The sequence below is a fragment of the Klebsiella pneumoniae complex sp. WS1778 genome, from assembly GCF_049472055.1.
GTDB lineage: Bacteria > Pseudomonadota > Gammaproteobacteria > Enterobacterales > Enterobacteriaceae > Klebsiella > Klebsiella quasipneumoniae.
The window spans coordinates 607,121-632,767 of record NZ_JBKGTJ010000002.1; the positions used below are offsets into that span (position 1 = coordinate 607,121).

The 25,647-nt window shown below is 57.7% G+C and carries 19 protein-coding genes and 1 pseudogene; 4 read left to right on the forward strand and 16 right to left on the reverse strand.

All coding sequences use genetic code 11. The annotated features are described in order from the left end of the window. The first annotated feature begins 6 nt into the window (after positions 1 to 6). Positions 7 to 1,017: a LacI family DNA-binding transcriptional regulator gene (locus ACLEXF_RS12835; protein ID WP_017898803.1), complete on the forward strand. Its 1,011-nt coding sequence runs from the start codon at positions 7 to 9 to the stop codon at positions 1,015 to 1,017. Between the two features lie 53 nt (positions 1,018 to 1,070). Here the strand turns inward: ACLEXF_RS12835 and ACLEXF_RS12840 are convergent. From ACLEXF_RS12840 to ACLEXF_RS12860, 5 genes and pseudogenes are all read right to left on the reverse strand, one after another. After that, a pseudogene (locus ACLEXF_RS12840) lies at positions 1,071 to 1,674 on the reverse strand (hypothetical protein). 184 nt (positions 1,675 to 1,858) lie between these two features. Then, the gene (locus tag ACLEXF_RS12845) at positions 1,859 to 2,881 is read right to left on the reverse strand and encodes an ABC transporter permease (RefSeq protein WP_025999105.1); all 1,023 of its coding nucleotides are present in this window, start codon (positions 2,879 to 2,881) and stop codon (positions 1,859 to 1,861) included. A gap of 19 nt (positions 2,882 to 2,900) precedes the next feature. Further along, on the reverse strand, positions 2,901 to 4,385 hold the full coding sequence (locus ACLEXF_RS12850) for a sugar ABC transporter ATP-binding protein (protein WP_004202401.1): 1,485 nt from the start codon (positions 4,383 to 4,385) through the stop codon (positions 2,901 to 2,903). A 32-nt stretch (positions 4,386 to 4,417) separates the two neighbouring features. After that, the gene (locus tag ACLEXF_RS12855; protein WP_002892597.1) at positions 4,418 to 5,341 is read right to left on the reverse strand and encodes a sugar ABC transporter substrate-binding protein; all 924 of its coding nucleotides are present in this window, start codon (positions 5,339 to 5,341) and stop codon (positions 4,418 to 4,420) included. A 429-nt stretch (positions 5,342 to 5,770) separates the two neighbouring features. Beyond that, positions 5,771 to 6,790, reverse strand: a complete 1,020-nt coding sequence (locus tag ACLEXF_RS12860) for a LacI family DNA-binding transcriptional regulator (RefSeq protein ID WP_004202400.1) — start codon at positions 6,788 to 6,790, stop codon at positions 5,771 to 5,773. A gap of 104 nt (positions 6,791 to 6,894) precedes the next feature. Here ACLEXF_RS12860 and ACLEXF_RS12865 point away from each other — a divergent pair, with 104 nt between their 5' ends. Next, positions 6,895 to 7,902 carry a Gfo/Idh/MocA family oxidoreductase gene (locus ACLEXF_RS12865; protein ID WP_004202399.1) on the forward strand — a complete coding sequence of 336 codons (1,008 nt, stop codon included), beginning with the start codon at positions 6,895 to 6,897 and terminating at the stop codon, positions 7,900 to 7,902. 242 nt (positions 7,903 to 8,144) lie between these two features. Here the strand turns inward: ACLEXF_RS12865 and ACLEXF_RS12870 are convergent, their stop codons facing one another. Genes ACLEXF_RS12870 through iolE form a run of 3 tightly spaced genes read right to left on the reverse strand, consistent with a single transcriptional unit; the run spans position 8,145 to position 11,275 of the window. Next, positions 8,145 to 9,176, reverse strand: coding sequence for a Gfo/Idh/MocA family protein (locus ACLEXF_RS12870; protein ID WP_023319879.1), 1,032 nt, complete (start codon positions 9,174 to 9,176; stop codon positions 8,145 to 8,147). Positions 9,177 to 9,185: 9 nt separating this feature from the next. Then, positions 9,186 to 10,358: a Gfo/Idh/MocA family protein gene (locus ACLEXF_RS12875; RefSeq protein WP_004202397.1), complete on the reverse strand. Its 1,173-nt coding sequence runs from the start codon at positions 10,356 to 10,358 to the stop codon at positions 9,186 to 9,188. Continuing rightward, entirely contained in the window at positions 10,355 to 11,275 is a 921-nt protein-coding gene (iolE, locus tag ACLEXF_RS12880; RefSeq protein ID WP_004202396.1) for a myo-inosose-2 dehydratase, read from the reverse strand. The genes ACLEXF_RS12875 and iolE overlap by 4 nt, the downstream gene beginning before the upstream one ends. 573 nt (positions 11,276 to 11,848) lie before the next feature. On the opposite strand from iolE, the gene ACLEXF_RS12885 reads away from it, so the two are divergent. Beyond that, the gene (locus tag ACLEXF_RS12885) at positions 11,849 to 12,274 is read left to right on the forward strand and encodes a hypothetical protein (RefSeq protein ID WP_260206442.1); all 426 of its coding nucleotides are present in this window, start codon (positions 11,849 to 11,851) and stop codon (positions 12,272 to 12,274) included. Positions 12,275 to 12,405: 131 nt separating this feature from the next. Here ACLEXF_RS12885 and lysS read toward each other — a convergent pair whose 3' ends face one another. The 7 genes from lysS to ACLEXF_RS12920 form a co-directional block, all read right to left on the reverse strand. After that, a complete protein-coding gene (lysS, locus tag ACLEXF_RS12890) occupies positions 12,406 to 13,923 on the reverse strand; it encodes a lysine--tRNA ligase (protein WP_004202393.1) in 1,518 nt (505 codons plus the stop codon). Positions 13,924 to 14,242: 319 nt separating this feature from the next. Next, on the reverse strand, positions 14,243 to 15,718 hold the full coding sequence (gene dtpD / locus ACLEXF_RS12895; RefSeq protein ID WP_004202391.1) for a dipeptide permease DtpD: 1,476 nt from the start codon (positions 15,716 to 15,718) through the stop codon (positions 14,243 to 14,245). Between the two features lie 59 nt (positions 15,719 to 15,777). After that, complete coding sequence (gene cadA / locus ACLEXF_RS12900; protein ID WP_002892486.1) at positions 15,778 to 17,925, reverse strand: lysine decarboxylase CadA; 2,148 nt, start codon at positions 17,923 to 17,925, stop codon at positions 15,778 to 15,780. 82 nt (positions 17,926 to 18,007) lie between these two features. Then, positions 18,008 to 19,342: a cadaverine/lysine antiporter gene (cadB, locus tag ACLEXF_RS12905; protein ID WP_004202389.1), complete on the reverse strand. Its 1,335-nt coding sequence runs from the start codon at positions 19,340 to 19,342 to the stop codon at positions 18,008 to 18,010. Positions 19,343 to 19,707: 365 nt separating this feature from the next. Next, positions 19,708 to 21,276: a lysine decarboxylation/transport transcriptional activator CadC gene (gene cadC / locus ACLEXF_RS12910; protein ID WP_017898812.1), complete on the reverse strand. Its 1,569-nt coding sequence runs from the start codon at positions 21,274 to 21,276 to the stop codon at positions 19,708 to 19,710. A gap of 289 nt (positions 21,277 to 21,565) precedes the next feature. Continuing rightward, the gene (locus tag ACLEXF_RS12915) at positions 21,566 to 21,838 is read right to left on the reverse strand and encodes a DUF1471 domain-containing protein (protein WP_004202387.1); all 273 of its coding nucleotides are present in this window, start codon (positions 21,836 to 21,838) and stop codon (positions 21,566 to 21,568) included. 100 nt (positions 21,839 to 21,938) lie between these two features. Next, positions 21,939 to 22,859: a Kdo(2)-lipid IV(A) acyltransferase gene (locus ACLEXF_RS12920; protein WP_017898813.1), complete on the reverse strand. Its 921-nt coding sequence runs from the start codon at positions 22,857 to 22,859 to the stop codon at positions 21,939 to 21,941. A 508-nt stretch (positions 22,860 to 23,367) separates the two neighbouring features. On the opposite strand from ACLEXF_RS12920, the gene ACLEXF_RS12925 reads away from it, so the two are divergent. Next, positions 23,368 to 24,234, forward strand: a complete 867-nt coding sequence (locus ACLEXF_RS12925; protein ID WP_004202384.1) for a GNAT family N-acetyltransferase — start codon at positions 23,368 to 23,370, stop codon at positions 24,232 to 24,234. 72 nt (positions 24,235 to 24,306) lie between these two features. Here ACLEXF_RS12925 and ACLEXF_RS12930 read toward each other — a convergent pair whose 3' ends face one another. Beyond that, the gene (locus tag ACLEXF_RS12930; RefSeq protein ID WP_032455652.1) at positions 24,307 to 25,611 is read right to left on the reverse strand and encodes a citrate synthase; all 1,305 of its coding nucleotides are present in this window, start codon (positions 25,609 to 25,611) and stop codon (positions 24,307 to 24,309) included. Between the last annotated feature and the right edge of the window lie 36 nt (positions 25,612 to 25,647).

Genomic DNA, 25,647 nt, shown 5'->3' on the forward strand with positions numbered 1-25,647 from the left:
TCCCGAGTGCTGATGAAAACCAAACGCGTAACTATCAAAGATATCGCCGAACTGGCGGGCGTCTCCAAAGCGACCGCCAGCCTGGTACTCAACGGTCGTGGCAAAGAGCTGCGCGTGGCGCAGGAGACGCGCGAGCGCGTGCTGGCGATCGCCCGCGAGCAGCACTATCAGCCGAGCATTCACGCGCGCTCGCTGCGTGATAACCGCAGCCATACCATTGGCCTGGTGGTGCCGGAAATCACCAACTACGGGTTTGCCGTTTTCTCCCATGAGCTTGAGACGCTCTGCCGGGAAGCCGGCGTGCAGCTGCTTATCTCCTGCACCGACGAAAACCCCGGCCAGGAGAGCGTGGTGGTCAATAACATGATTGCCCGCCAGGTCGACGGCCTGATCGTCGCCTCGTGCATGCACAGCGATGCCGACTACCTGAAGCTCAGCGAACAGCTGCCGGTGGTGCTGTTTGACCGCTCCCCCAGCGACAGCGCCCTGCCGCTGGTGATGACTGACTCGGTCACCCCAACGGCCGAACTGATCTCCCGCATCGCCCCTCAGCATGCGGACGAGTTCTGGTTTCTCGGCGGCCAGCCGCGGCTATCGCCTTCGCGCGACCGGCTGGCGGGATTCACCCAAGGCCTGGCTCAGGCGGGGGTTACGCTGCGTCCCGAATGGGTGATCAACGGCAACTATCACCCCAGCTCCGGCTACGAGATGTTCGCCGCGCTCTGCGCGCGGCTGGGACGGCCGCCGAAGGCGCTGTTCACCGCGGCCTGCGGCCTGCTGGAAGGGGTCCTGCGCTATATGAGCCAGCACCATCTGCTGGACTCCAATATTCATCTCGCCAGCTTCGACGATCACTATCTGTACGATTCACTTTCCCTGCGCATTGATACCGTGCAGCAGGATAATCGCCAGCTGGCCTGGCACTGCTACGATCTGCTCAGCCAGCTGATCGACGGCCAGGCGCCGGAGCCGCTCCAGCGCTATCTGCCCGCTACCCTGCAGTTTCGCCATGCCTGACGGCGCCGGCGGCGATTAGCGTTTTCGCCGGGCGCGCGCCGCCTGCCTCAGCGTCAGCAGCACGCTGGCGAGCACCACGCCGAGGCCAATTGTTACCTGCCAGCGGTAAGCCATCAGCAGCGAGGGCAATCCGCCGTCCGGCGCCAGCATCACGAGATTCCAGCCCGCCAGGCCGGCATTGCCGTTCAGCGCCCGGCTTAACATCCGCTGATGCGGGGCGAAGGGCTGAATGGTCTGGTAATGGCTGCCGAACAGCGGCGGCTGCATCTCCCGCGGGAACTGTGCCTGCACCTGGGCCAGCACGCTGGCCGGCAGCGCATGCGATGCCGCCAGCAGATGCCCGTCGCCATTCACCAGCAGTAGCCGATAATGCCGCTGCCGGGCCAGGGTATGCAGATCGGCGCGCATCACCGCCAGCGGCCAGGTCGCTTCCCGCTGCGGAGCGGGGGTGTTCATCCGCTGTTCAAGTCGTTCCGCCACCCACCGCGCATCCTCCTCCAGCTGCCGGGTATGCATCTCACGGTAAACCTCTCTGGCCGGCAGGTTCACGCCCCGACTGAGGATCAGGATCGCCAGTCCCGCCAGCAGGCTGACGATAATGCCCCTTCTCCCCGGTCGCGAGAGCGGCGAGGATTTGATTAAGGATGGTGTATTCATACGACTCCAGAAACAGGGGGCAAGGCGTGGCCCCCTGGCGAATGGACAACAAAAGTCGCGAAACTGTACAGGATGCGCAGCGCGGGAAAAATAGACAGCCGGCGCCTGGCGGGACGTATTTTGTTTATTTCTGGACAGGGCTGGCGGCAACGACGCGCTTCGCCGTTGCCGCCAGTTGATAAGATTAGCGTTTTTTCCGGTTGCGGCGCATGTCGATGGTCACCGCCGCGACGATAATGATCCCTTTAATAATATCCTGCACGTAGGCATCGACGCCGACAAAGGTAAAGCCGCTCTTGATCAGGCCAAGGATCATCGCGCCAATCAGGGTGCCGGTAATGCGCCCCACCCCACCCATTAAGCTGCTGCCGCCGATCACCGCCGCGGCAATCGCGTCCAGCTCGTAGGACATCCCCATGCTCGACTGGCCACTGCTGACGCGCGCCGCCAGCACTACCCCAGCCAGCCCGGAGAGCGCCCCGGCGATGGTGTAGACGATCACCAGGTATTTATTCACGTTGATGCCGGACACTTTGGCCGAGGTCATGTTGCCGCCGATGGCATACACATATTTGCCATACCGGGTATGCTTCAGCGCAATGTGAAACACTGCGGCAATCACGAAGAAGATGATCACCGGCATCGCCCCCTGGCCTATCGCCGTAAAACTGTCGGAGAGGAAGCTTATCGGATTGCCCTGGGTGTAATACTGCGCCAGACCGCGCGCCGAGACCATCATCCCGAGGGTGGCGATAAATGGCGGGATGCCGGTTCGCGTCACCAGGAAACCGTTGGTCAGCCCGCACAGCAGGCCGACGCCGATCCCCGCGCAAATCGGGATCACCGCCGGCAGGTTGACCAGCGCCGGGAACATTGGCGACAGGCTGTCGGAGGTTTGCGCCAGGCTCGCCGCCACCACCGCCGCGAGGGCGATAACCGAGCCGGAGGAGAGGTCAATCCCGGTGGTGATGATCACCTGGGTGACGCCGACGGCGATGATGCCGATGATCGCCACCTGCAGCACAATCAGCACCAGGCGGTTGGTATTGAGCAGGAACGACTGGTCGCGAACATACCAGCCGGCGATTTCAAAGGTCAGGGCAATCACCAGCATCACCACAAAGATGCCGGTATCTTTCGGCATTTTATGCCGCAAATTAGCGAAGAAGGAGGAACCCTCGCTGGCCGGAGCCGCCGTTAATTTCATATTACTCATTCTCTGTGCCTCAATGGGATGCCAACGACAAAATGGTTTCCTGGTCGGCTTCGTCTTTTTCCAGGATGCCGGTGATACGGCCTTCATGCATCACCATGACCCGGTCACTCATGCCAAGGATTTCCGGCAGCTCAGAGGAGACCATAATGACCGCCACCCCCCGGTTCGCCAGTTCACTGATAAGATGATAAATTTCCGCCTTCGCCCCGACGTCGATGCCGCGGGTCGGCTCATCGAGAATTAAGATTTTCGGTTGCGCTAACAGCCAGCGCGCAATCAGAACTTTTTGCTGATTCCCCCCGCTCAGGTTATTAATAATTTGATCCATCGTCGGCGTTTTAATATTGAGCCGACGGATTTGCTCCATGCAGTCTTCGGCCATTTTCACGTGCTGGACAAAACCGCTCTTGCCGATATATTCCGGCATTTTGACGATACTCATATTTTCCAGCACCGACAGCACCAGAAACAGGCCCGACTTTTTACGGTCTTCGGTTAATAACGCCATTCCCTTTTCAATCGCCACGGAGGGGGAATCAATGGTCACCGGCGCCCCGTCGATCAGCACTTCGCCGCTGTCGAAGCGTTCCATGCCAAACAGGCTTTCCATCACCTCGCTGCGCCCGGCGCCCACCAGCCCAGCCACGCCGAGGATCTCGCCGCGACGCACGGTAAAGCTGACATCATGGAACACGCCCTGGCGCGTCAGATTGCGCACCGTCAGCACCTCTTCGCCGATGGTGTTATTAAATTTCGGGAACAGCTGGGTTAATTCGCGGCCCACCATCTGGGTGATCAGCGACTGGCGGGTAAATTCGGTGGTGTTTTTGCTCCCCACCCAGGTCCCATCGCGAAAGACGCTGATCTCATCGGTGATAGCGAAGATCTCATCCATTTTATGGCTGATATAGATGATCGCTTTGCCCTGGGCCCGCAGGTCGCGGATGATGGTGAACAGGTGAGCCACCTCGCCTTCGGTCAGCGCCGAAGTGGGCTCATCCATGATCACAATATCCGCGTTCCATGAGACCGCTTTGGCAATCTCCACCATCTGCTGGGCGGCGATGCTCAGGTCGCCCACCAGCCGGTCGGCGGTTAAGCGAATATTCAGCTTATCCAGCAGCGCCTGGGTCTGGCGGGTCAGCTGGCCGTGGTCGACAAAGCCGTACTTCATCGGCTCGCGCCCCAGCCAGATATTCTCCGCCACCGTCATATGCGGCACCAGATTCAGCTCCTGGTGGATCATCGATATCCCCGAGCGCAGCGCATCCATGGTGTCGGTAAACTCCACCGGCTCACCTTTCACGCGAATCGATCCTTTATCCGGGCGATAGATACCGATCAGGCACTTCATCAGCGTGGATTTACCGGCGCCGTTCTCACCCATCAGGGCGTGCACCGTTCCCGGGCGCACGCGTAATGAGACATTATCGAGCGCCTTCACGCCGGGGAAGAACTTACTGATACCTTCGGCTTCAAGGGCAAAAGCGTTCATACATCCACCTCCGTACAGCGGGTTGGCCAGGATTATTTCTGATTACGATTGGTAAATTCAGCCATGTTCTCTTTGGTGATCAGCTGATACGGCACGTCGATGATTTTCTCCACTTTCTCACCGTTCGCCAGCTTGATGGCCGCGTCTACGGCGCCCTCACCCTGGCCTTTCGCATCCTGGAAGATGGTGGCGATCATCTTGCCGCTCTTCAGCATCTGCAGCGCATCGGGGGTGCCATCCACGCCGGCGATAAGAATATGGTTCGGGTTTTTACCCAGCGCCTGCAGGGCGCCGATCGCCATTTCATCGTTGTTGGAGGCGATGGCCTGGATATCCTCGCCGCTGGTCATCCAGTTGCTGACCACGTCCACGGCGTCATTGCGGGTGAATTTCGCGGTCTGCTTCTGCACGATTTTGATGTTCGGGTATTTGGCGACAACCTCTTCCACCCCTTTGGTGCGGTCGCGAGTGGATTCATTCGCCAGGTCGCCGAGCAGGATCGCCACATTGCCCTTGCCGTTCATCGCTTTCGCCAGCGCTTCCATCTGCAGACGGCCGGCGAGAATCGAGTCCGACCCCACATAGGCCATCTTGTCGGTCAGCTCCGCCTGCGGGCGACGGTTCACAAATACCAGCGGGATCCCGGCCTTGGTGGCCTGATCCATGATCGGTTTCACCGCATTGGTATCCACCGGGTTAACGATAATGGCGTCCACCCCCTGGCCGATAAAGTTCTGCACCTGCTGCAGCTGCTGGGAGACATCCCCTTTCGCGTCCTCGATCTGCGATTTCACCCCATCTTTTTTCATCTCTTTTTGCATCGAGGTACGCAGGATCGTCAGGAAGTTATCGTCAAACAGCGCCATCGAGACGCCAATGGAGACATCTTTTGCCATAACCACCGCAGGCAGCATGCAGGCTAACAAAGAGGCAACAATCGTTTTCTTAATATTCATAGTTGATCCTTGATTTTGTAGGTACGCCGGTGAATGAAACAAAATGAAAAATTAATTTCAGTCAGGTTGCGACAAATGTCTGTTGTAACGGCGACGGCGCTGCGGGGTTTTCCGCATTTCGTCGTGATCGGAATCACAAATAATGGCTGTTTTATCATCACTTTTTTGAAACATCAGTCCATTTATGCCACACCGTGAATTCCAGACCATTTATTTCATTAACAAGACATTTGAAACTTTTATAAGTAAATAACTGAAATGAAAATTTTAAAACTATGCAGTAACAGAATTTTGACAGACATCTAACATTGCTGCATAAATGAGCGAAAAATGAGAGGCAGACAACGCTTTAAAGCGATCGCCCCCGGCGGGGTTGGCATTTACCCGCCGGGGAAATCCGTGTTGTCAGGAAGGGAGGCGCCGCACGCCTTAGTCCACGTTCTCGGCGCTGTAGAGGATAAAGTCGACTTTCCCGTCGGCATAGGTTTGCGGCTGATAGCCGGACTCCAGATGGCGCAGCATCAGGTCGATCGCCAGCTGGGCGTGCTGGCGGGTGTTCTGATCGAGCGTTAACGCCAGGCTGCCCCGGGCCAGCTGCTGGCGGGTGGTATTGTAGCGCTCATGGGTGATCCAGCAGACGTCGCTTTCGCGGCGGTGGCGAGCCAGCGCCTCGGCAATCTGAGTATTGCCAAGCCCGGTGTTATAGATCCCGACAATATGCCGGCTGCGGCACAGAGCCTGCTCCAGCAGGCGGGTGATCTGCTCCCGCCGCTCCTCGCCCGCCAGCACCTCATTAAGCTGCAGGTGGGGAAAGCGCTGGCTCAGCACCTCGCGGAACCCCTGGATGCGCAGGCGATGCGCGCTGTAATCCTCCCGGCCGCTCACCATCAGCACCTCCCCGGGCCGCGGCGTCATTCTCCCCATCATTAATCCCGCGGTGCGGCCAGCCTGCAGCTGATTGATCCCGACGTGGCAGAGCCGGTCGGCGCCGGGCAGATCCGTCGCCAGGGTGATGACGGGAACGCCCGCTTCCCGGCAGCGGCGCAGCGCGTCATGCACCACAGGGTGGTCATTGCCGAAGACGATGATCCCCTGACGCTGCTGGCAGCTGCGCATAATGCGCCGGGCCAGGGTCGCCGGCTGCGACTCCGGGACAAAGGTGCGGTGCAGGGTCAGACGGCGATAGCCGAGGCTATCCGCGACGGCGGCGAAATCCTGCGCCAGCTGCGGAAAAAAGAACGAGTCATTGCTGCTGAGAAAGAGCTCAATTTGCCACGGAAAGCGGTGCTCCTCCGGCAGGATCCGCTTCAGCCCCGCCTCCCGCGCCGCCTGCAGCACTTTGCGCGTGGTCTGCGGCGATACGCCGCCGCGTTCGTTCAGCACCCGGTCCACAGTGGCCACGCCGACGCCAATCTGTCTGGCCAGCATCGCCAGTGACATGTTTTTCATCGCCCCTCTCTTCAATGATGGAAATACATCAAAACGGCAGTGTCAGTGAGTTTAGCAAACCGATTATGGTGGGCACCGTCCCTTCGCCATTCTGGAGAAAAATAATGAATTGCAAACGTTTTGCCCTGGTAGGCAGTGGTTTTATCGGTCAGGTTCATGCCGCCAGCCTCGCCCGTCATGACGGGAGCGAGTTGACGATGGTAGCCGATGTCGCGCCGGAGCGCGCCCAGGCGCTGGCCGCCCGCTATGGCGCCCGGGCGGTGACGGTGAGCGAGGCTCTCCGTAGCGACGCCATCGACGCTGTGCTGATCGCCAGCTCGACCCCGTCGCATGCCGAACTGCTGGAAGCCGCCGCCCGGGCGGGCAAGGCGGTCTATTGCGAAAAACCGATCGACCTCTCCCTGGCGCGCGCCCGCGAGGTGGTGGAGCGGGTGCTTCCCCTGAACGTGCCGGTCACCGTCGGCTTTAACCGGCGCTTCGACAGCAGCCATCAGCAGCTCCGCCGCCAGCTGGAGCAGGGCGCGATCGGTCGGGTGGAGCTGGTGCAGATGGTCTGCCGCGCCTCCAGCATGCCGCCGCTCGACTATCTGCGCAGCTCCGGCGGTCAGATGCGCGATCAGGCGATTCACTTCTTCGACCTTCTGCGCTTTCTCACCGGCGATGAAGTGCATACCGTGGCGGCGATGGGCGCGGCGCTGGCCCTGCCGGAAATCGCCGAATTTGGCGATGTTGACACCTCCATCCTGATGATGCAGATGCGCGGCGGCGCGCTGGCGCAGCTGGACAACACCCGCCGCACCGGCCACGGGTATGATGAACGGATCACCCTGCTGGGCGCAGAGGGCGCGCTGGAGTCCGGCAGCCAGTCGCCGGTGGGCCCTACCCTGTGGCGCGGCAATCAGCGCATTGAGCCAGGCCTGTGGCCGGACTGGTTCAGCCGGGTGCAAGGATCTTATTACCAGCATCTTGACGCCTTTATCCGCGCTCTGAATGGCGAAACCGTGGCCGACCTGCCCGGCCTGGTGGACGGCCTGCAGGCGCAGGCGATTGCCGAAGCGGCGGTTCAGTCTCTGCAGCGCGGCCAGTTTGTCGCCGTCGACGACTGTCGATGAGGGGTTGCGTGGCACCAGCTATCAGGCTCTGAACCTGCCTTTATGCCGGGCGGCGGCAACGCCTTGCCCGGCCTACATAACACAGGCATTAATCTGCTTTAATATCAAATGGTTGCATAGATATCCCAGGCCCGCGCAAGCGCAGCGCCGCCGGGCAAGGACAGCCGGCACCGTGCGCGTCCCGCTGCCGGGCAATGGCGGACACGCTCGCGCTGCCTGCAAACCAAAGCCCGGCCGGCCCCTTAGCGTTCTTCGTTAAACACCGCGCCCACCTGGCGCCGCACCTCATCCATCACCTGCAGATTCTGCAGCACCCGACTGAGCGGCCGCAGCGGCGAGTCCTGCAGCCCCTGACCGACGCACCAGGCAAAATGCTCCGCCTGCCAGAACAGCTGGTCGTAGCGATTGCGCGGCTCTTCCCAGCGCAGCGCCTGCCCGCCCTGGCTGGCAGCGAGGGTGAACCCGCCGGGGGCGTAAAACTGACCGTCGATCGTCAGGGTCGCCTGGCGTCCGGCCACCACCGCCCCGCCCGGCGTGTTGCTGAACAACGTCGTGTTTAACAGCCCCTGCATCCCGTTCCGCCAGCTGAACAGCATCGACGTCTGACCGTTAAGCCCCTCTGCCGTCGCGCTGCCGCGGGCGACTATCTCCTGCGGCATACCGCCCACCATTAGCGCAAACGAGGTCAGATAGCTGCCGAGATCCATCATCGGCCCGCCGGCAAGGTCGGCATTAAAGATGCGGTGGTCAGTAGTAAAATACTCGCCGTGATCGGCCAGCAGGGTATGCAGGTCGCCGAGTACCCCATCCTCCAGCAGCTGACGGATCACATCATACTTCGGCGCGTAATCGCACCACATCGCCTCCAGCGCCAGTTTTCCCTGGCGGGCGGCTTCGGCCTGCAGTTCACGTCCTTCGCCAAGGTTGAGCGCGAAGGGCTTCTCAATCAGCACGTGTTTGCCCGCCTTAAGCGCCTGCATGCCGTCGGGAAAGTGATGGTTGTGCGGCGTCGCAATATACACCGCATCAATATCCGGACGCGCCAGCATCTCCGCCACATGGCCGTAAGCCTGGGGGATCCCCCATTCCGCAGCTACCCGGTCGGCCTTCGCCTGGCTGCGGGAGGCAACGGCCACCACCTGCTGCCGGCTCTGGGTTTTCAATGAGTGCACAAAGCGCTCGGCGATCCAGCCTGGACCGATGATGCCCCAGCGCAGGGAGGGAATGCTCTGCGCCGCCGGGCGGCGCGGGGTCGGTAATTGTGAGGGAAACATAGCGGCTCCTTAATCCTTAACCACGTTAACCCAGCGACGGCTGACCATCGAGGCTTCAATCGCCGACAGCACACGCTGATTCTGTAAACCAAATTCAAAGCTGGGATAGCAGTCGTCGTCCCCGCAAATCCCCTGCACCAGGTCATGCACTTCAATCACCTTGACGTCAAAATAGCCCAGCCCGCCGCCGCCAAAATCGAAGCCGAAGAAGCCGGCATAGGCCGGGATCTGGCTCCCGGCATACAGCGTTTTAAAGCCGCGGTCGTGTTTGTCATCGCGGAAGCGATAGACCTGCAGTTCGTTAAAGCGCTCCCCGTCCATATACAGCGTGCCTTCGGTGCCGGAGACCTCCCAAAAGACGCCGAAGATGCGCCCGGCGGCGATGCGCGAGGCTTCAATCACCCCCGCGGCGCCGCTGTCAAAATTGACCAGACACTGAACCTGATCGTCATTTTCCACTTCCCGCCACTCGGCATCGGCCGCGACCCGGCTGGCATACCCGGCATCGGTCTGCGGTACCGGACGCTGGCGCAGACAGGTTTGCGCGCTGGCGGTCACTTCACGGATCCCGCCCATCAAAAACTGGGCGACGGACAGGGTATGGGCGCCGAGGTCGCCAAGCGCCCCGCTGCCGCCGAGGGTTTTCGAGCAGCGCCAGGACCAGGGCAGGTTCGGGTCGTTATAAAACCCCTGATCAAAGGTGCCGCGAAAGCGCACCGGTTCGCCAATATCGCCCCGTGCGATAATCTGCTTTGCCAGCAGCGCCGCCGGGGTTTTGATGTTATTAAAGGCCACCATGGTCTTCACCCCCGCGCGCCGGGCCGCCTGCGCCATCTCCTGCGCCTGCTGCTCGTTAACCGCCAGCGGCTTCTCGCAATAGACATGTTTACCCGCCGCGATCGCCGCCATCGCCATCGTGTAGTGCAGATGGTTCGGCGAGGTAATATCCACCACGTCCACCAGCGGATCGTTCACCAGTTCGCGCCAGTCACCGTAAGCCTTCTCCGCCCCCAGCTTCACCGCATGACGTTCGGCCAGCGCCTGATCCTGATCCGCCAGCGCGTAAAGATAGGGGCGCTTCGGCAGATCGGGATAGAACATGGCCGCGCGACGGTAAGCGTCGGCGTGCGCCTGGCCCATAAAACCGGAGCCGATGAGACCAATATTTAACCGCGCGCTCATGATGCGTGCTCCTCTGATGATGAAGGGGACGAGAAATGGTGTGCCAGCCAGGCGAAGGCGCGGCGGGCGGTGGCCAACGGCGGCGCCATCGCCGGGTCCTGCTCGGCTTCGATAATCAGCCAGCCGCGGTAGTCGCTGTCGCGGGCAAAGTCGAGGATCGGCGCATAGTCGATGCAGCCGTCGCCTGGGATGGTAAACAGCCCCGCGCGCACCGCCTCGTTAAAGCTCAGGTTTTCGCGATACAGGCGCCCCAGCACCTGCGGACGGACGTCTTTCAGATGCAGATGGCGTATACGGTGACCATATTTTTCCAGCACGCGCGGGATATCGACCCCGGCGACGAAGGCGTGTCCGGTATCAAACGCCAGCCCGACGTTGTCATGGGTCTGTGACAGAAACCGCTCCAGCTCATCGTCGTGCTCCACCAGCATCATCAGGTGATGGTGATAGGCCAGCCGCAGACCGTAGTCCCGCAGAAGCAGGTCGGCAAAGGTATTCAGCTTATGGCAATACGCCGTCAGACTGACGCGGCTTAACGGCGGTGAGAGCGAGATCGGCTCATCAAGCGGCGTTTCACCGGGCAGTTGCCCGCACTCGCCATAGACCATGACCCTGGCGCCGAGCTGCTGGAGGAGCTGCGCGTGGCCCCGCACCGCCTCCAGCTCCGCTTCCACGCTGCGGTCAGCCAGTAAGCCGCTGTACCAGCCGGACGCCAGCCGCAGGTCAGCCGCCGCCAGCAGAGGCCCCAGCGTCTCCGTTTGGCGGGGAAACTTGCGCCCTAACTCAATGCCCTGAAATCCCGCCTCCCGCGCCTCGCGCAGACAGGTGTCGAGAGGGATATCGCCGCCTAAATCCTCCAGCACATCGTTGGTCCAGCACAGGGGGCTAATGCCCCACTGCAGGTGCTCTGTCGCCATGTTTATCTCCTTTTCAGCCAGTCGTCTGGTGTGCCGTCACTATAAGCAGGCGACGACCAGCGATGAAAACGGAGAAATGATGGAAATCCATCATTGCCGCGGGCGGAATATCCGTTGTCGCCAGTAGCCCTGAAAAATTAATGGAAATAATGCTTGCCGCAGGCTTATTTTGCAGATAAAAATTACTGGCTTAATAACCCGTTTCAGAGGTTATCCCTTTCATTCGAAATATGATGATAGCAATATGAAAAAAACTCAATACCGCACCAGCGCGGGCTTTAGCCCTGCGCCCAGGCCTGGCCTGCTGTTATTTGCGTAAGTGACAAATAATCGCTTTTAAAACATCAATTACTTAACATTCTCTCTGCAATAATATGACAAGCAGCGGGAAGATACGGTGATAAATAAAATCAGGGTAATGATGTTTTTACAAATAAATAACCCTTCGCCTTTCTGCTCATTATTTGACAGGAATGGCTGCGGTTATATTTATTCTGACGCCCCCGGAGAATACACCAATGTGTATCAACCTTTATGACAATGCGCGCCGCTATCGCAATGAGAAACAATAAGATGAATAAGACCTGGCTTTTCACCACCCTCACCCTGGCGCTGGTCGCCGCCGCGCCGGCCCACGCCATTAGCGCGAAATACCGGGAGCAGCTTGAACGCTCCGGCTGTACGCAGATGACCGACGGGACCACCTGCGATATTCATAAAACCAAAGCCGAGAATGCCGCCGCCGCGCAGCAGGCCAGCAGCGGCTTCGGCCCCTGGCTGGGCACCTGGTATGTTTATACTGAATATGGCGATAAAATTGATGAGATTACCGTCACCGCTAAAACGGTGAAAACTCATGGTCATCTGGCGGAGGACGCGAAAGCGAGCCAGGGTAAGCTGACTTTCCGGGTGAAAAACTCAACCTTTACTCTCAACGACGCCTTTAACGGCAACTGGACAAACGGCAGCCAGCGCGGCACGTTGCAAAAAATAGAGTAAACTCCCTGCTCCCCAGCGTGGGCACACCATGCCGATAGACTGCGGTGACCGGTTCGTCCGGCCAGGCAAGCAATGTGATGTGACGCATGCGGGGAGACCTCCCGGCGCGGGCCGGGAGGGAGTGCAACAGATTACTTCTGCGGACGCATGGCCGGGAAGAGGATTACGTCGCGGATGGTATGGCTGTTGGTAAACAGCATCACCATGCGGTCGATACCGATGCCCAGACCGGCGGTCGGCGGCAGGCCGTACTCCAGCGCGGTGACGTAGTCTTCGTCATAGAACATCGCTTCGTCATCGCCCGCCGCTTTGGCGTTGACCTGATCCTGGAAACGCTGCGCCTGATCTTCCGCATCGTTCAGCTCGCTGAAACCGTTACCGATTTCGCGGCCGCCGATGAAGAACTCGAAGCGGTCGGTGATTTCCGGGTTCACGTCGTTGCGGCGCGCCAGCGGGGAGACTTCCGCCGGGTATTCGGTAATGAAGGTCGGCTGGATGAGGTGCGCTTCCGCCACTTCATCGAAGATTTCGGTGACGATGCGCCCCAGACCCCAGCTTTTCTCTACCTGAATGCCGAGAGATTCCGCCAGCGCTTTCGCCGCGTCGAAGTTATCCAGATCCGCCATGTTGGTTTCCGGACGATGTTTTTTGATCGCCTCGCGCATGGTCAGTTTTTCAAACGGCTTGCCGAAGTCAAACACCTGGTCGCCATACGGCACTTCGGTTTTGCCCAGCACCGTCTGCGCCAGGGTGCGGAACAGCGACTCGGTCAGTTCGATCAGGTCTTTGTAGTCCGCGTACGCCATGTACAGTTCCATCATGGTGAACTCTGGGTTATGACGTACCGAGATCCCTTCGTTGCGGAAGTTACGGTTGATTTCAAACACGCGTTCGAAACCGCCGACCACCAGACGTTTCAGATACAGTTCCGGCGCGATGCGCAGGTACATATCGAGATCGAGCGCGTTGTGATGAGTGATAAACGGACGGGCGGACGCGCCGCCAGGGATCACCTGCATCATCGGGGTTTCCACTTCCATAAAGCCGCGAGCCACCATGAACTGACGCATGGTCGCGAGGATCTGCGAGCGGATGCGGAACGTATGGCGCGACTCTTCGTTAGCGATCAGATCCAGATAGCGCTGGCGATAGCGGACTTCCTGATCCTGCAGGCCGTGGAATTTATCCGGCAGCGGGCGCAGGGCTTTGGTCAGCAGGCGCAGCTCGGTGCAGTGGATGGAGAGTTCGCCGGTTTGCGTTTTGAACAGCTTGCCGCGGGCGGCAATGATGTCGCCGAGATCCCATTTCTTAAACTGTTCGTTGTAGACGCCTTCCGGCAGGTCATCGCGGGCCACGTACAGCTGGATACGGCCGCCGACGTCCTGGAGGGTGACGAAGGAGGCTTTGCCCATCACGCGGCGGGTCATCATCCGGCCGGCCACCGCAACTTCAACGTTCAGGGAAGCGAGTTCATCGTTATCCTTCGCATCGAATTCAGCGTGCAATTGGTCAGAGGTATGATCGCGACGGAAATCGTTGGGGAAAGCTACGCCCTGCTCACGCAGCGCAGCCAGTTTTTCGCGACGAGTTTTCAGTTCATTATTAAGGTCAATGGCCTCATCGGCACCTTGTGCTTGTTGTTCAGACATATGGGTTCCTCATAACCTTGCTTTCAAACTAGCTTCGATAAATTGAACCAGGTCACCCTTCCGCGCGGCCTGTCTCCGGCTTTACACCGAAGAACAAGAGTAACGAATCTGGCTTCACTTCAAGCTGATCTCACTCAGCTATGCCTTCACTAACGGTATTTTTTATCGTTGGCTTCCGCGCCTGCCAGAATATCCTCCTCCTGTTCACTACGCTGTGCAAGGAGCGGCTTTGCGCTCCGCTGTTGATGGAATACCCCCGGTCGCGCTGCGCTTACCGGGGCGATAAATCGCGCTGGCCGATAGCCCGCCGGGACGCGCATCAGGCGCCGCCGCCGGGAAGTTCGCCAGCCGCCGCGCGGCGTTTGCCGACGCTACAGGCTGCGGCAAAGGCGATAATCACCATCACCGCCACGCAGCCGAGGGTCCATTCGCCCATCTGCGAGAAAAAATGCTGATAGGCGGCAATCGCCGTATCGCTGATTTGCGATTCGGTGGTCTGCTGGGCGACCACGCCCGCCAGCCAGTTGGCCACCGCGCCGGTGGCCAGCATGTAGATCCCGGTCAACACCCCGGTGACGCCGGGCATGTTCAGGCGGGTGATTTGCGCCATCGCCACCGGGTCGATAAACAGTTCGGCAAAGCCCATCATCGCCAGCCCGGCGACCATCATGCCCATCGAGGCCTGACCGTCAGCGGCGCCGTGGCGGGCATTAAGCGCCAGCAGCATAAAGCCGCCGCCCATCAGCAGCAGGCCGAAAGCGAATTTCAACCAGACGCGCAGCACCGAACGTACGCTGCCTTCCGGGCGCATCAGCCACGCCAGTACCACGCCGGCCGCCATCACCGCCACCGCATTAACCGACTGGAACAGCGCCGTCGGCACCTCCCAGTTCAGCAGGCGGCGGTTAACAAAGTGGTCGATAAACAGGCTAATCGAGCTCCCGCCCTGCTGAGCCAGCACCCAGAACAGCGTCCCGGCAAGCATCAGCAGGACGATCTGCCATAGCGCGCGACGATGCTCGGGCGCTTTGATCATGATCCGCGCCACCATCTGGGCGGCAAACAAGCAGACGATCGCCAGCAGATAGCCGGACCAGTTGTTTTGCAGTAGCAGTGTGAAGAACACCGGCGCAAGGCATAGCATCACCAGCAGCCAACCCCAGGTCGGCAGCACGAATTTCACCGCCCGCAGCGCCGGTTTATCGACGCCGCGGGTATGCCGGAAATGGCGGCTGCCGCTTAAGAAAATCATCAGTCCGATGAACATACCGATTCCCGCCAGGGCGAAGCCGATATGCCAGCCGTACCACTGGGCCGCCAGCCCGCAGGCGATGGGCGCGGCGATGGAGCCGACATTGCCGGCGGCGTACAGCAGCGAGAAGCCGCCGTCGCGACGCGGATCGTCGTGGGCGTAGAGTTCGCCAAGCAGGCAGCTGATATTGGATTTGAACAGGCCATAGCCGCAGATAATGATCGCCAGCGCGACGTACAGGCTCCATGCGGAGGTCGACTCAACGCCCAGCACCACGTGGCCGAGAGTCATCAACAGCGCCCCGGCAATCACCGCCGTGCGGTTGCCGAGCAGGCGGTCGGCAAGCCAGCCGCCGAGAATAGGGGTAACGTAAACCAGAGATGCGTAAGCGCTGAACAGGCTGATGGCGTGGCTGTCGTCGAAGCCAAGCTGGTGGGTGAGGTAGAGGATGAGTAAGGCGCGCATGCCGTAAAAGCTGAAGTACTCCCAGATCTGGATCGCAACGATGTAGTAAATCGCGCGCGGCTGTGAGGGTGTTTTCATGTGTTCTCCTTGCAGCGTGAAAAAGGGAAGTGGCAAGCCACTTCCCTGGTGTGCGTCTATTACTTGTTATTCTCTTCTTTCAGCACTTTAACGGTGTAACGACCATCCGCCTGACGATAGGCGCCGTGGATATCGGTTTCGAAGCCCGGGTAGTGGGCGCCGATTTCGCACAGCATCTGCAGGAACTCCAGCACCGGACGGCTCTCTTCGGTGATCATTTCACCCGGCATCACCAGCGGCACTCCCGGAGGATACGGCAGGATCATGTTGGCGTTGACGCGGCCGACCATCTCTTCGAGGTACACTTCTTCCGTCTGACCGTGCAGCTCTTTCTGGAACGCGGCATACGGGGTCATCACCATCGATGGCAGCACTTCGAAGGCGCGGAACATCAGATCCGGCAGGTTGTGGTGCTCAATCAGTTTGTGAATGTTCTGCGCCAGGTCCTGAATACGCATGTTCTCATAGAATTCAGGATCTTCACGGTACAGCGACGGCAGCATGTTTTTCACCCGCAGGTTCAGGTCGAACGCGCGTTTGAAGTCGGTCAGCGCACGCAGCAGGCTCAGCGCTTTGGTTTTGTCGATACCGATGCTGAACAGGAACAGCAGGTTGTACGGACCGGTTTTCTCCACCACGATGCCGTGTTCGTCGAGATATTTCGCCACGATGCTTGCCGGAATACCGAAGTCATCCATGGTGCCGTCTTTCTTCATCCCCGGAGTCAGCAGCGTGACTTTGATCGGGTCGAGGTACATGTGTTCGTTATCGATGTTTTTGAAACCGTGCCATGCGCTGTCGGAGCGCAGCGGCCAGCATTCAGGGCCGTCGATATGTTCCGGCTGCCATACGTCGAAGAACCAGCCGTCAGACTCGCCTTTCAGACGTTTGATCTCTTTACGGAACTTGATGGAACGTTCGATAGAGCCGTCGATCAGGCGCTTACCGGCGTTGCCTTTCATCATCGCTGCCGCGGTTTCGGTGGACGCCACGATCCCGTAGTGCGGAGAGGTGGTGGTGTGCATCATGTAGGCTTCGTTAAAGGTCTCTTCGTTAACGTCGCCTTTCACGTGGATCATCGACGCCTGAGAGAACGCCGCCAGCAGTTTGTGCGTGGACTGGGTTTCGTAAATCACTTTCCCTTCGACGCGGCCGCCGCTCATCCCGCATTTGCCTTCATAGATCGGCGAGAAGTTGGTGTAAGGCACCCACGCGGAGTCAAAGTGGATGGATTTCACATCCAGGGTTTTCTTGATGAAGTCAGTGTTGTACAGCAGACCATCGTAAGTCGAGTTGGTGATCACCGCGTGTACCGGCCAGGTCGCGTTCGGCGTCTCTTTCACACGCTTGGCGATAGTCGCGTGCTGGAATTCGCTCTGCGGGATACCGCCGAGGATGCCGTAGGCGTTACGGGTCGGACGGAAGTAGATCGGCGTAATGTCGCTCATCATCATCAGGTGAGTCAGCGATTTGTGGCAGTTACGGTCAATCAATACGGTGCTGCCGGCCGGCGCGGAGTACATACCGACGATTTTGTTGGCGGTAGAGGTGCCGTTGGTCACCATATAGCTGCGTTCAGCATTGAATACGCGAGCGATATACTCTTCCGCTTCTTTGTGCGGGCCGCTGTGGTCCAGCAGGGAACCCAGTTCAGAAACCGAAATCGAGATATCGGATTTCATGGTGTTGGAGCCAAAGAAATCGTAGAAGATGCTGCCTACCGGGCTTTTCTGGAAGGCGGTACCGCCCATGTGGCCCGGGGTACAGAAGGTGTATTTGCCTTCACGCACATATTTGAACAGCGCTTTGGTCAGCGGCGGCAGAATGGTGTCGATATATTCGTCAGTGTTCTGTTTGATTTTGTTCGCGATATCTTCCGCAGCGCCCAGCGCATATTCGAAGAAGCGAACCTGCATGCGCAGATCGTTCAGGCTAACGTCCAGCGTGGAGTAGGTGTTAGCGAACGCATACAGCGGCATGTACTCGTTCATTTTGCTGATTTCTTCGCACAGCTCGAGATTGTATTTATCCCAGTCGAAGATCACGCCGCACAGACGAGAGTTGTTTTCGATCAGTTTTAATAAGTCGTCACGGTCGTTCGGGTAGACAATGCGGAAGTCCAGGCGTTCGAGAGCACGATGCAGTTCACGGATGGGTTCTTCTTTGAAGTAAACCCCCATGTGATTCATGATTGCAATAACGTTCATAGTCAAATCTCCAGATGTAGAAAGCCCCTCCCGTCGCGCTATGACAGGTGATGGAAGGAGCCTCAGGAAAAAGGGTTACTGATTAGTGCGCGTTAGCGGGGCTGTTGCTATCCGATGTGTTGTTCTGGCGCTGGTGCATTTTGCGACCGTAGAACATCAGGATAATCAGGCTAACGATAAAGGTGCCGGCCAGTTCGAAGGAGCTTGCGCCCATCAGCGCGATGAAGCAGAACACGCAACCCAGTACCGAACAAATCAGGCTGACAAAGTTACGGATGTTGATGCCTTCAAAACGAATCAGGTCAACACAGGAGTAGAAGTAAGGCAGCATGGTCAGCAGTACCGCGATACCGGTCAGTTCGCCGAACAGGTCAGAGGCTTTACCACCGGCGGAGTTCATCAGGGTAATCAGTACCATCAGCGCGGTCATTTTCACTGCGGCCAGCAGCAGGCCTTTTTTCGGGATACCGTTGCTATCAACTTCGCCATACACTTTCGGGAAGTTACCGTCGTTGGCGGCGCGGACACCGGCCTGGCCAACCAGCATCATCCACGAGCCCAGAGAAGTCAGGCAGGCAAAGGCGGTGAAAGCGGATACCATCGGCGCAGCCCAGCCGCCGAGAATAGTAGAGGCGCTAATCGCGAACGGCGCACCCGACGCGGCCATCTGAGAAGCAGGATACATACCGGCGATAACCTGAGTCGCGGCGATATAGACGATACCGGCCATCGCAGTACCCAGCATGGTAGCCAGCGGTACGGTACGTTTCGGGTTTTTCACCATCCCGGTACTCACGGCGGCGGATTCTACGCCAACGAAGGCCCACAGGCAGAGCAGGATACTTTTAATGACCGCGTGGCTATCGGTGGTGCTGGAGGTGTTCCAGTTCGCCTGATAGGTAGCGACATCAAACCAGTGCCAGCCGACGACCGCGGTCATCACCACTGGAATAAGCACCAGCACCAGACCAATAGTGGTCAGACGGCTGACCCAGGTCCCGCCGAGCATATTAACGAAAGTAAAGATCCACACGATGGCAATACAGGCAATCCCTGCTGGCACCGGGTTATTTAAAATGGGGAAGAACGTAGACAGATAAGAAACCGCGGTAATCCCGATAGCCAGGTTACCAATCCAGTTTGCATGATAATAAAGCACACCGGTCTGGAAACCGAATGCCGGAGATATTTCCCCTGCGTAAGCAATTGGGCCACCCTGCTGCGGGTTTTTAGTGGCCAGTCGGGCATAAACATAAGCCAGAGACATCGCACCAATAATTGAAATCACCCAGCCCCAAATGGCAATACCACCGATGCTGGCCAGGTTCGCAGGTAATAATGCAATACCGCTCCCCATCATATTACCGGCGACAACACCGGTACAGGCAAATAGCCCGATCTTCTTGGCAGAACTCATGGTTGTTTTTCTCCTAAGTTTATTTGGGAGGTACAGATCATGATACAGAACCATTAATTGACCCGACCAACTGCCAACAAGATTACTGATTTGTACGAGATAAGTCCTAAAGATAAAGTGAAATAACAACAAACATCAGACAAATGATATTTTGACCTTTTTCGCTTAACATATAAACATGACAACAGGGTGTCATAAAAAGATAAACATTGTTGTTTTACATGCACTTAAACCAGATGCAGTGTGTTGCCGAACTGTTATTTAAAGCCTCCTGAATGCTAAATACAAATAACAACAAGAGGCTTCATGAGAAACATAAATTTAACCTCATCATGCCCAAAACCTTGTACACGATGAGGGTTTACTTATTCTGAAGAGAGGAAATTATCGAGATACGGAACCACCCGGTTGACCGACGTCTGGAAAACCCCGTTTTCAATCCAGTACAATGTGTCTCCCCCGGGGCGTAAATTAAACGCCGTAATGTAAGAATCTGCTGCCAGCCGGTTCTCACCTTTCATCTCATAGACTTTGCCTAACAGCACATAATTCAGCCACGACATCTCTAAATCGATCGCACTGTTAATCGCGGTATTCGCTTCATCGACTTTGCCCTTCCCCAGCAAATCCACCGCTTTTATTTGATAATAAATCGCCATGTCTTTAATACCTGGCATCTCCCCTACCCGCTCAACTTCGCTGTAGAGGGCTGCCAGCTGTTTATCATCCAGCGGCTGTTGCGAATGGCGTAATACATCCACCAGCGTCTTTTCGGCATACGCATAAATAAAATCAGGCGCCCGTTTAATCACGTCATCCAGCAGGCTGCTGGCCTTGCTTAATGAGTCAACATCGCCCTTCATTAACAGCTGATGCGACTGGTAGAAATAGGTTAACGCCACGCTTTGCGAGGGTTGATACTGCCTGAGCATCGCCTGCATCCGCGCCGGCCACGGCTGCGTCAGGGCATCCGACAGGCTGTTCATCAGATCGTTCTGGATGGTGAGCTGGTTGTCATTGGTCACAAAGTAGCGCTTATCGAGCATCGTCGAGCTGTCGGCATTATCCACCAACTGTACCGACATAAAGCACTGCTGCGCCCGGTAGTGGCGCTGATTGACGAACTCAATGGTTAGCGTTTTACCGGAACTGCTCGGCTCATTGATGTTGTAGTCCGTTTTGTCATGCACCATAAAGGTCGAGAAGGTGTTCAGCGAGGTGGTGATCAGGCTGGCCAGGCCGACCGCGTAGGAGTGCTGCGACGACCAGTTGGTGCAGGAGTTACCATTCACCAGGTGGATATCGATATCGCGCGGATTAAGCAACAGGCGCGCCTTGTTGACCGGCGGCCGCGATTCCATGCTCGACAGCGCCACCAGCGCCACGCAGGTGCCCAGCGCCAACAGGAACAGTCCCCACACCAGGGCGGTGGTGAGCCGTTTACGCACTGACGGCGCACTGGCCACTGTCGGAGCGGGAGCTGGCACGGCGGGATCGGCGGCGGAGACGGGCGCATCGGGCGGCGCACCGGCAGCCGGCGGCGCGGTCGCGGCGACCGAAGGCGAAGGCGTCAGCGCCTCCATCTGTGGGGCGAGTTCCTCCCCTTCTTCGGTGCACCAGATCACCGGCACCGTGAGCTTATACCCCCGTTTGGGTACCGTCGCGATGTACTCAAGGCTAACGTCGTCGCCGTCTTTGAGCGACTTGCGCAGTTCAGAAATACTCTGCGTGACGACGTGGCTGGTCACAACGTTCCGGGTCCAGACGTTTTCGATAAGCTCGTCCCGACTAAGCACTTCCCCCGGATGGCGAGCGAAAAAGACCAGAAGGTCGATTAAACGCGGTTCAAGGGTAAGCTGGCGCCCCTTCCTGCTGATTTGGTTTACAGAGGGGGTTACCAGCCATTCACCGACGCGAACAACAGGTTGTAGCATACAAGAAAGCCCCAGACAAAAAGGGAAAGGCGCGATGATAACACATTTGTCCTACCTATTTTTGCCAGGGGTCACTCCCTCAGGCATTAGGTTGGAATTCGCCTTTTAGCGACAATAAAAAGCAATATTTCATTAACATCGTGATCATCAAATTGATATATAGCGATAAAAAACGTTTTCGCTTCCGCTTAGCCGTCGGAACGTGGGCAGCGGAAAAAAATAAGCCCGGAGGCGTAATGCGCTCCAGGCTCAGTCAGTGGCGTGCCGTTATGGCACGCGGAAGAATCGATTATTTATACACTTCCGCTGTGGCTTCAAAGTTAGGACCATGCTCACGCGCAGCAGTAATCACGTAGTACTTTCCGCCTTTCTCATCGGCCAGCTTGGAGAGCTGATCGTGCAGATCGGAAGGTGAAGAGAACTGCCCACCTGACGGCCCCACCGAGATCGGTCCGACCTTGGTCAGTTTAAAGTGTTTAGCTTCTTCTTTGGTGATCAACTGCGCGGCGGACGCGCCAAACGCAACGGCGGAAAGGGCTAACGCGACTATCACTTTTTTCATCCTGCAATCTCCTTGGAATGGGCCTTAGATCAGGCTCTTTCAGTATAGACGGCGATTTAATAAGCGTGCTACCGGTGCGCTGATTTTTTGGCCGCAGCGTTCAGTAACGCGGCGGCACCCCTTCCGGGCGGGTCTTAAAGCGCCGGTGCAGCCACATATATTGTTCAGGCGCCATCAGGATGCACTGTTCGATAATCTGGTTCATCCACGCCGCGGTAACCTCGGCGCTGGCTAGCGGCGGCGTGCGCTCCGGCGTCAGGGAGATCAGCTCATATCCCATACCGTTAGGCTTGCGTCGCGGAACAAACGGCACAATCGTCGCCCCGGACATCTTCGCCAGCATCCAGGTGCCGGTGGTGGTCGCCGCCTGCTCGACAGCAAACAGCGGCGCAAAAACGCTGCTGGCCGGCCCGTAATCATGATCCGGCGCGTACCAGAGGATCTCTCCCTCTTTCAGCGCCCTGACCATGCCTTTCAGATTTTTTCGATCCAGCATGGTCTTGTTCGAGCGCAAGCGTCCCCAGGTCTGCAGCCAGTCAATCAGCGGGTTATCATTGGGCCGGTAGACGCCGATCCCCGGGGTAAACATGCCATACATTCTCGCCCCCATTTCGAGGGTCAGAAAATGGATACCGATCAGTAAGATGCCCTGCTTTTGTTCCAGAAGTTCGACCACCTCGTTTACGCCGCTGGTCTCGGTCCAGCGCGCCACCCGGTGCGTCGGCCAGAACCAGGCCATGCCGGTCTCCATCAGCCCCATGCCCAGCGATTCAAAGTTTTTCACCAGCAGTGCCTCACGCTCGGCGACGCTCATCGCGGGAAAGCAGAGTTCGAGATTACGTCTGGCAATCCGTGCGCGGCTTTTCATCACCCGCATTGCCAGCCGCCCGAGCGCAGTGCCCAGTCGGTAGATCACCGGATACGGTAATTGCACCAGCAGCCATAAGAGGCCAATTCCCAGCCATAACAGCCAGTAACGCGGGTGCAACAGCGCGCGGGAAAATTTGGGTAAATTTGACATAGTAATCCTGTTAATTCACTCAATAATAGCTGAGCAAAAACCGCGAAATAAAGTAGCGGATCCTGCCGGTTGTATTTTTCCAATTTGTGCGGTAACACTAAGACACAAAGCACGATATTATACGTTGTTCAATCACTAATTTCAGTCTTGTGATTGCGGCTACTCTATTATTAGCCACTTCGCGTAAAACTTCCTTTTTTATGCATAAAAAAATAAACCAGACCTCTACACCGCGACTGGTTGCCCAAAAAACAAACAGCATATTTTCTCATCGCCTGTTGCATTGGCCCCGTGGTTGCTCTGCAGCACGGAGATAACGTGCTGCGCGGCGGGATGTTCAACGTCATTTGTGACGCCTTCATGCGGTTATTTGTGACTCGGGCAAAGGTTAAGCATCGACATTGCGGATCCTTTTCCCAGATATGCTACGTTTACAGCGCTCATTCGACGCAAGTGCCTTTGCCGACGTCGTCGCTTTCAGAAGCCATAGTGAGAAGGAACTATGACAATGAATTATCAATTAGTGAAGCAAGTCAGAGAAAATAACATATTAAGAAAAAGCTTCATTGACCTTGCCGTTAAGACTTTCGACCTGTCTTTTGAAGAGTGGTATCAGCAAGGTTACTGGACCGACGCCTATATCCCCTACGCCTTTGTCGAACGTAATAAAATTATCGCTAACGCCTCGGCCAACATCATCGATCTGCGCTGGCAGGGCGAGCCCCGGCGGTATATTCAGATTGGTACCGTGATGACCGAACCGGACCACCGCAATAAGGGATTAGCCGGCCAGCTTATCCACCATATTCTGCAGGACTGGCAGCAGGAGGCGGACGCCTTCTTTTTATTTGCCAATCCCACCACGGTGGATTTTTACCCCAAATTTGGTTTCACCCGCAGCGAAGAGCATCAATATATTATGCCGGTCGCTCCGCGCGCTGGTGATTTTCGCAAACTGGATATGGACAGCGCTGACGATGTCGCCCTGCTCCGCCATTACTATGAAAAATCCAACCCGTTCTCACCGCTGCGGGTGGAGCACAACTTTGGCCTGCTGATGTTTTATTGCTCAGCCTTTATGAAGCATTTCGTTTACTATTCGGCAAAAAATGAGGCAGTGGTTATCGCCATGCAAAACGGTCCGGTGCTGATCTGCTTTGACCTGTTCTGCGATGCGGGCAAAAGCCTGTCGACGCTGGTCAACGAGCTGGCCGATGACCATGTTTACCAGGCTATCCTCGGCTTTACCCCCAATGAAGACCGGCTCGGCGAGTACGAGAAGATTGAAGGAGAAGATATCCTCTTTGTCTATGATCAGAAGGAAAACTTGTTTAAAGACAGGAAGTTGATGTTTCCTTTACTGGCGCATGCCTGACGGCGCCGCGCCGTCAGGCCGATCAGTTATAGGTCACCACGAAGGTCGCGCTGGCGTTCGCCTCACCCGCTGTCACTGCGGGCCCGTTGACCGCTCGCCGCGTCGGGAGACGTAATCCCGATAGCCCTCGCCAACGTAAATCTGCCGTGGCCGGTAGATGGTCAGCGGCGCCTGGTGCATCTCGTTCCAGTGCGCCACCCAGCCGACCGTCCGACCGACCGCGGTGACCACCGCAAACATCGACGAAGGCAGATTCATCGCCTTGAGGATCACCGCGGTATAAAAATCCACGCTCGGCGACAGGCCATTGTCCACAAAATAGGGGTCGGTCAGCGCCACGTCCTCAAGGGCCATCGCCACCTGCAGCAGACGGTCAGACATGCCTACCTCCGCCAGGACCCGATGGCTGGTTTCACGCAGGATATCGGCGCGCGGGTCACGGTGACGGTAGCGCGAGTTGCCAAAACCGAGGCGGCGAAATGCCTGCGGGTCGCGCTTTGCCTGACGCAGAAACGCCGGAACCTGATCGACGCTTTCAATTTCCTCCAGCATCCGCATGCTCGACTCATTGGCGCCGCCGTGCATCGGTCCCCATAATGATGCCAGCCCGGCGGCGACGCAGGCGAATAAGTTCGCTCCGGAGGAGCCCGCCGCGCGCACCGTGGTGGTGGAGGCGCACTGCCCGTGATCGGCATGCAGGACCAGGATCTGGTTCATCGCCTGCTCGATAACCGGATTGAGGACGTACTTTTCGGCCGGGATAGCAAACAGCATCTGCAGGAAATTTCCGGCATAGGAGAGATCGTTGCGCGGATAGGCGGCGGGTTGTTCAATGGTGTACTTGTAGCTCATGGCGGCGATAGTGGGCATTTTCGACAGCAGCCGCGTGGCGGCCAGCGCCCGGTGCTGCGGATTTTCCACGTCCAGAACATCATGATAGAACGCCGCCAGCGCCCCCACCAGAGCACACATCAGCGCCATCGGGTGCGAATCGCGGCGAAAGCCGCTGCACATGCGGGCTATCTGCTCGTGCACCAGGGTATGGCGGGTGATGGTCTCGCGAAACGTTTGATAGCTGGCCTCATCCGGCGCGTCGCCCCGCAGCATGATGTACGCCACCTCGAGAAAATCACACTGGCGAGCCAGCTGATCCACCGGATAGCCGCGGTGCAGCAGCACGCTGTTTTCCGTATCGATCCACGAGATCGCCGACTGGCATCCGGCGGTGTTGGCGAAGCCGGGGTCGTAGCTGCAGAATCCGGAGTGATTCAGCTCGCGTATGTCGACTCCCACATGGCCCCGGGTTCCCGGCACCTGCGGCAGGGTGATGGGCGTCGGTTGCCCGGCAATAGAAAGCGTTAACGGTGTGGTGCTCATCCTGTCAGTTCCCCCAGCAGCTTATCAGCGACCTGA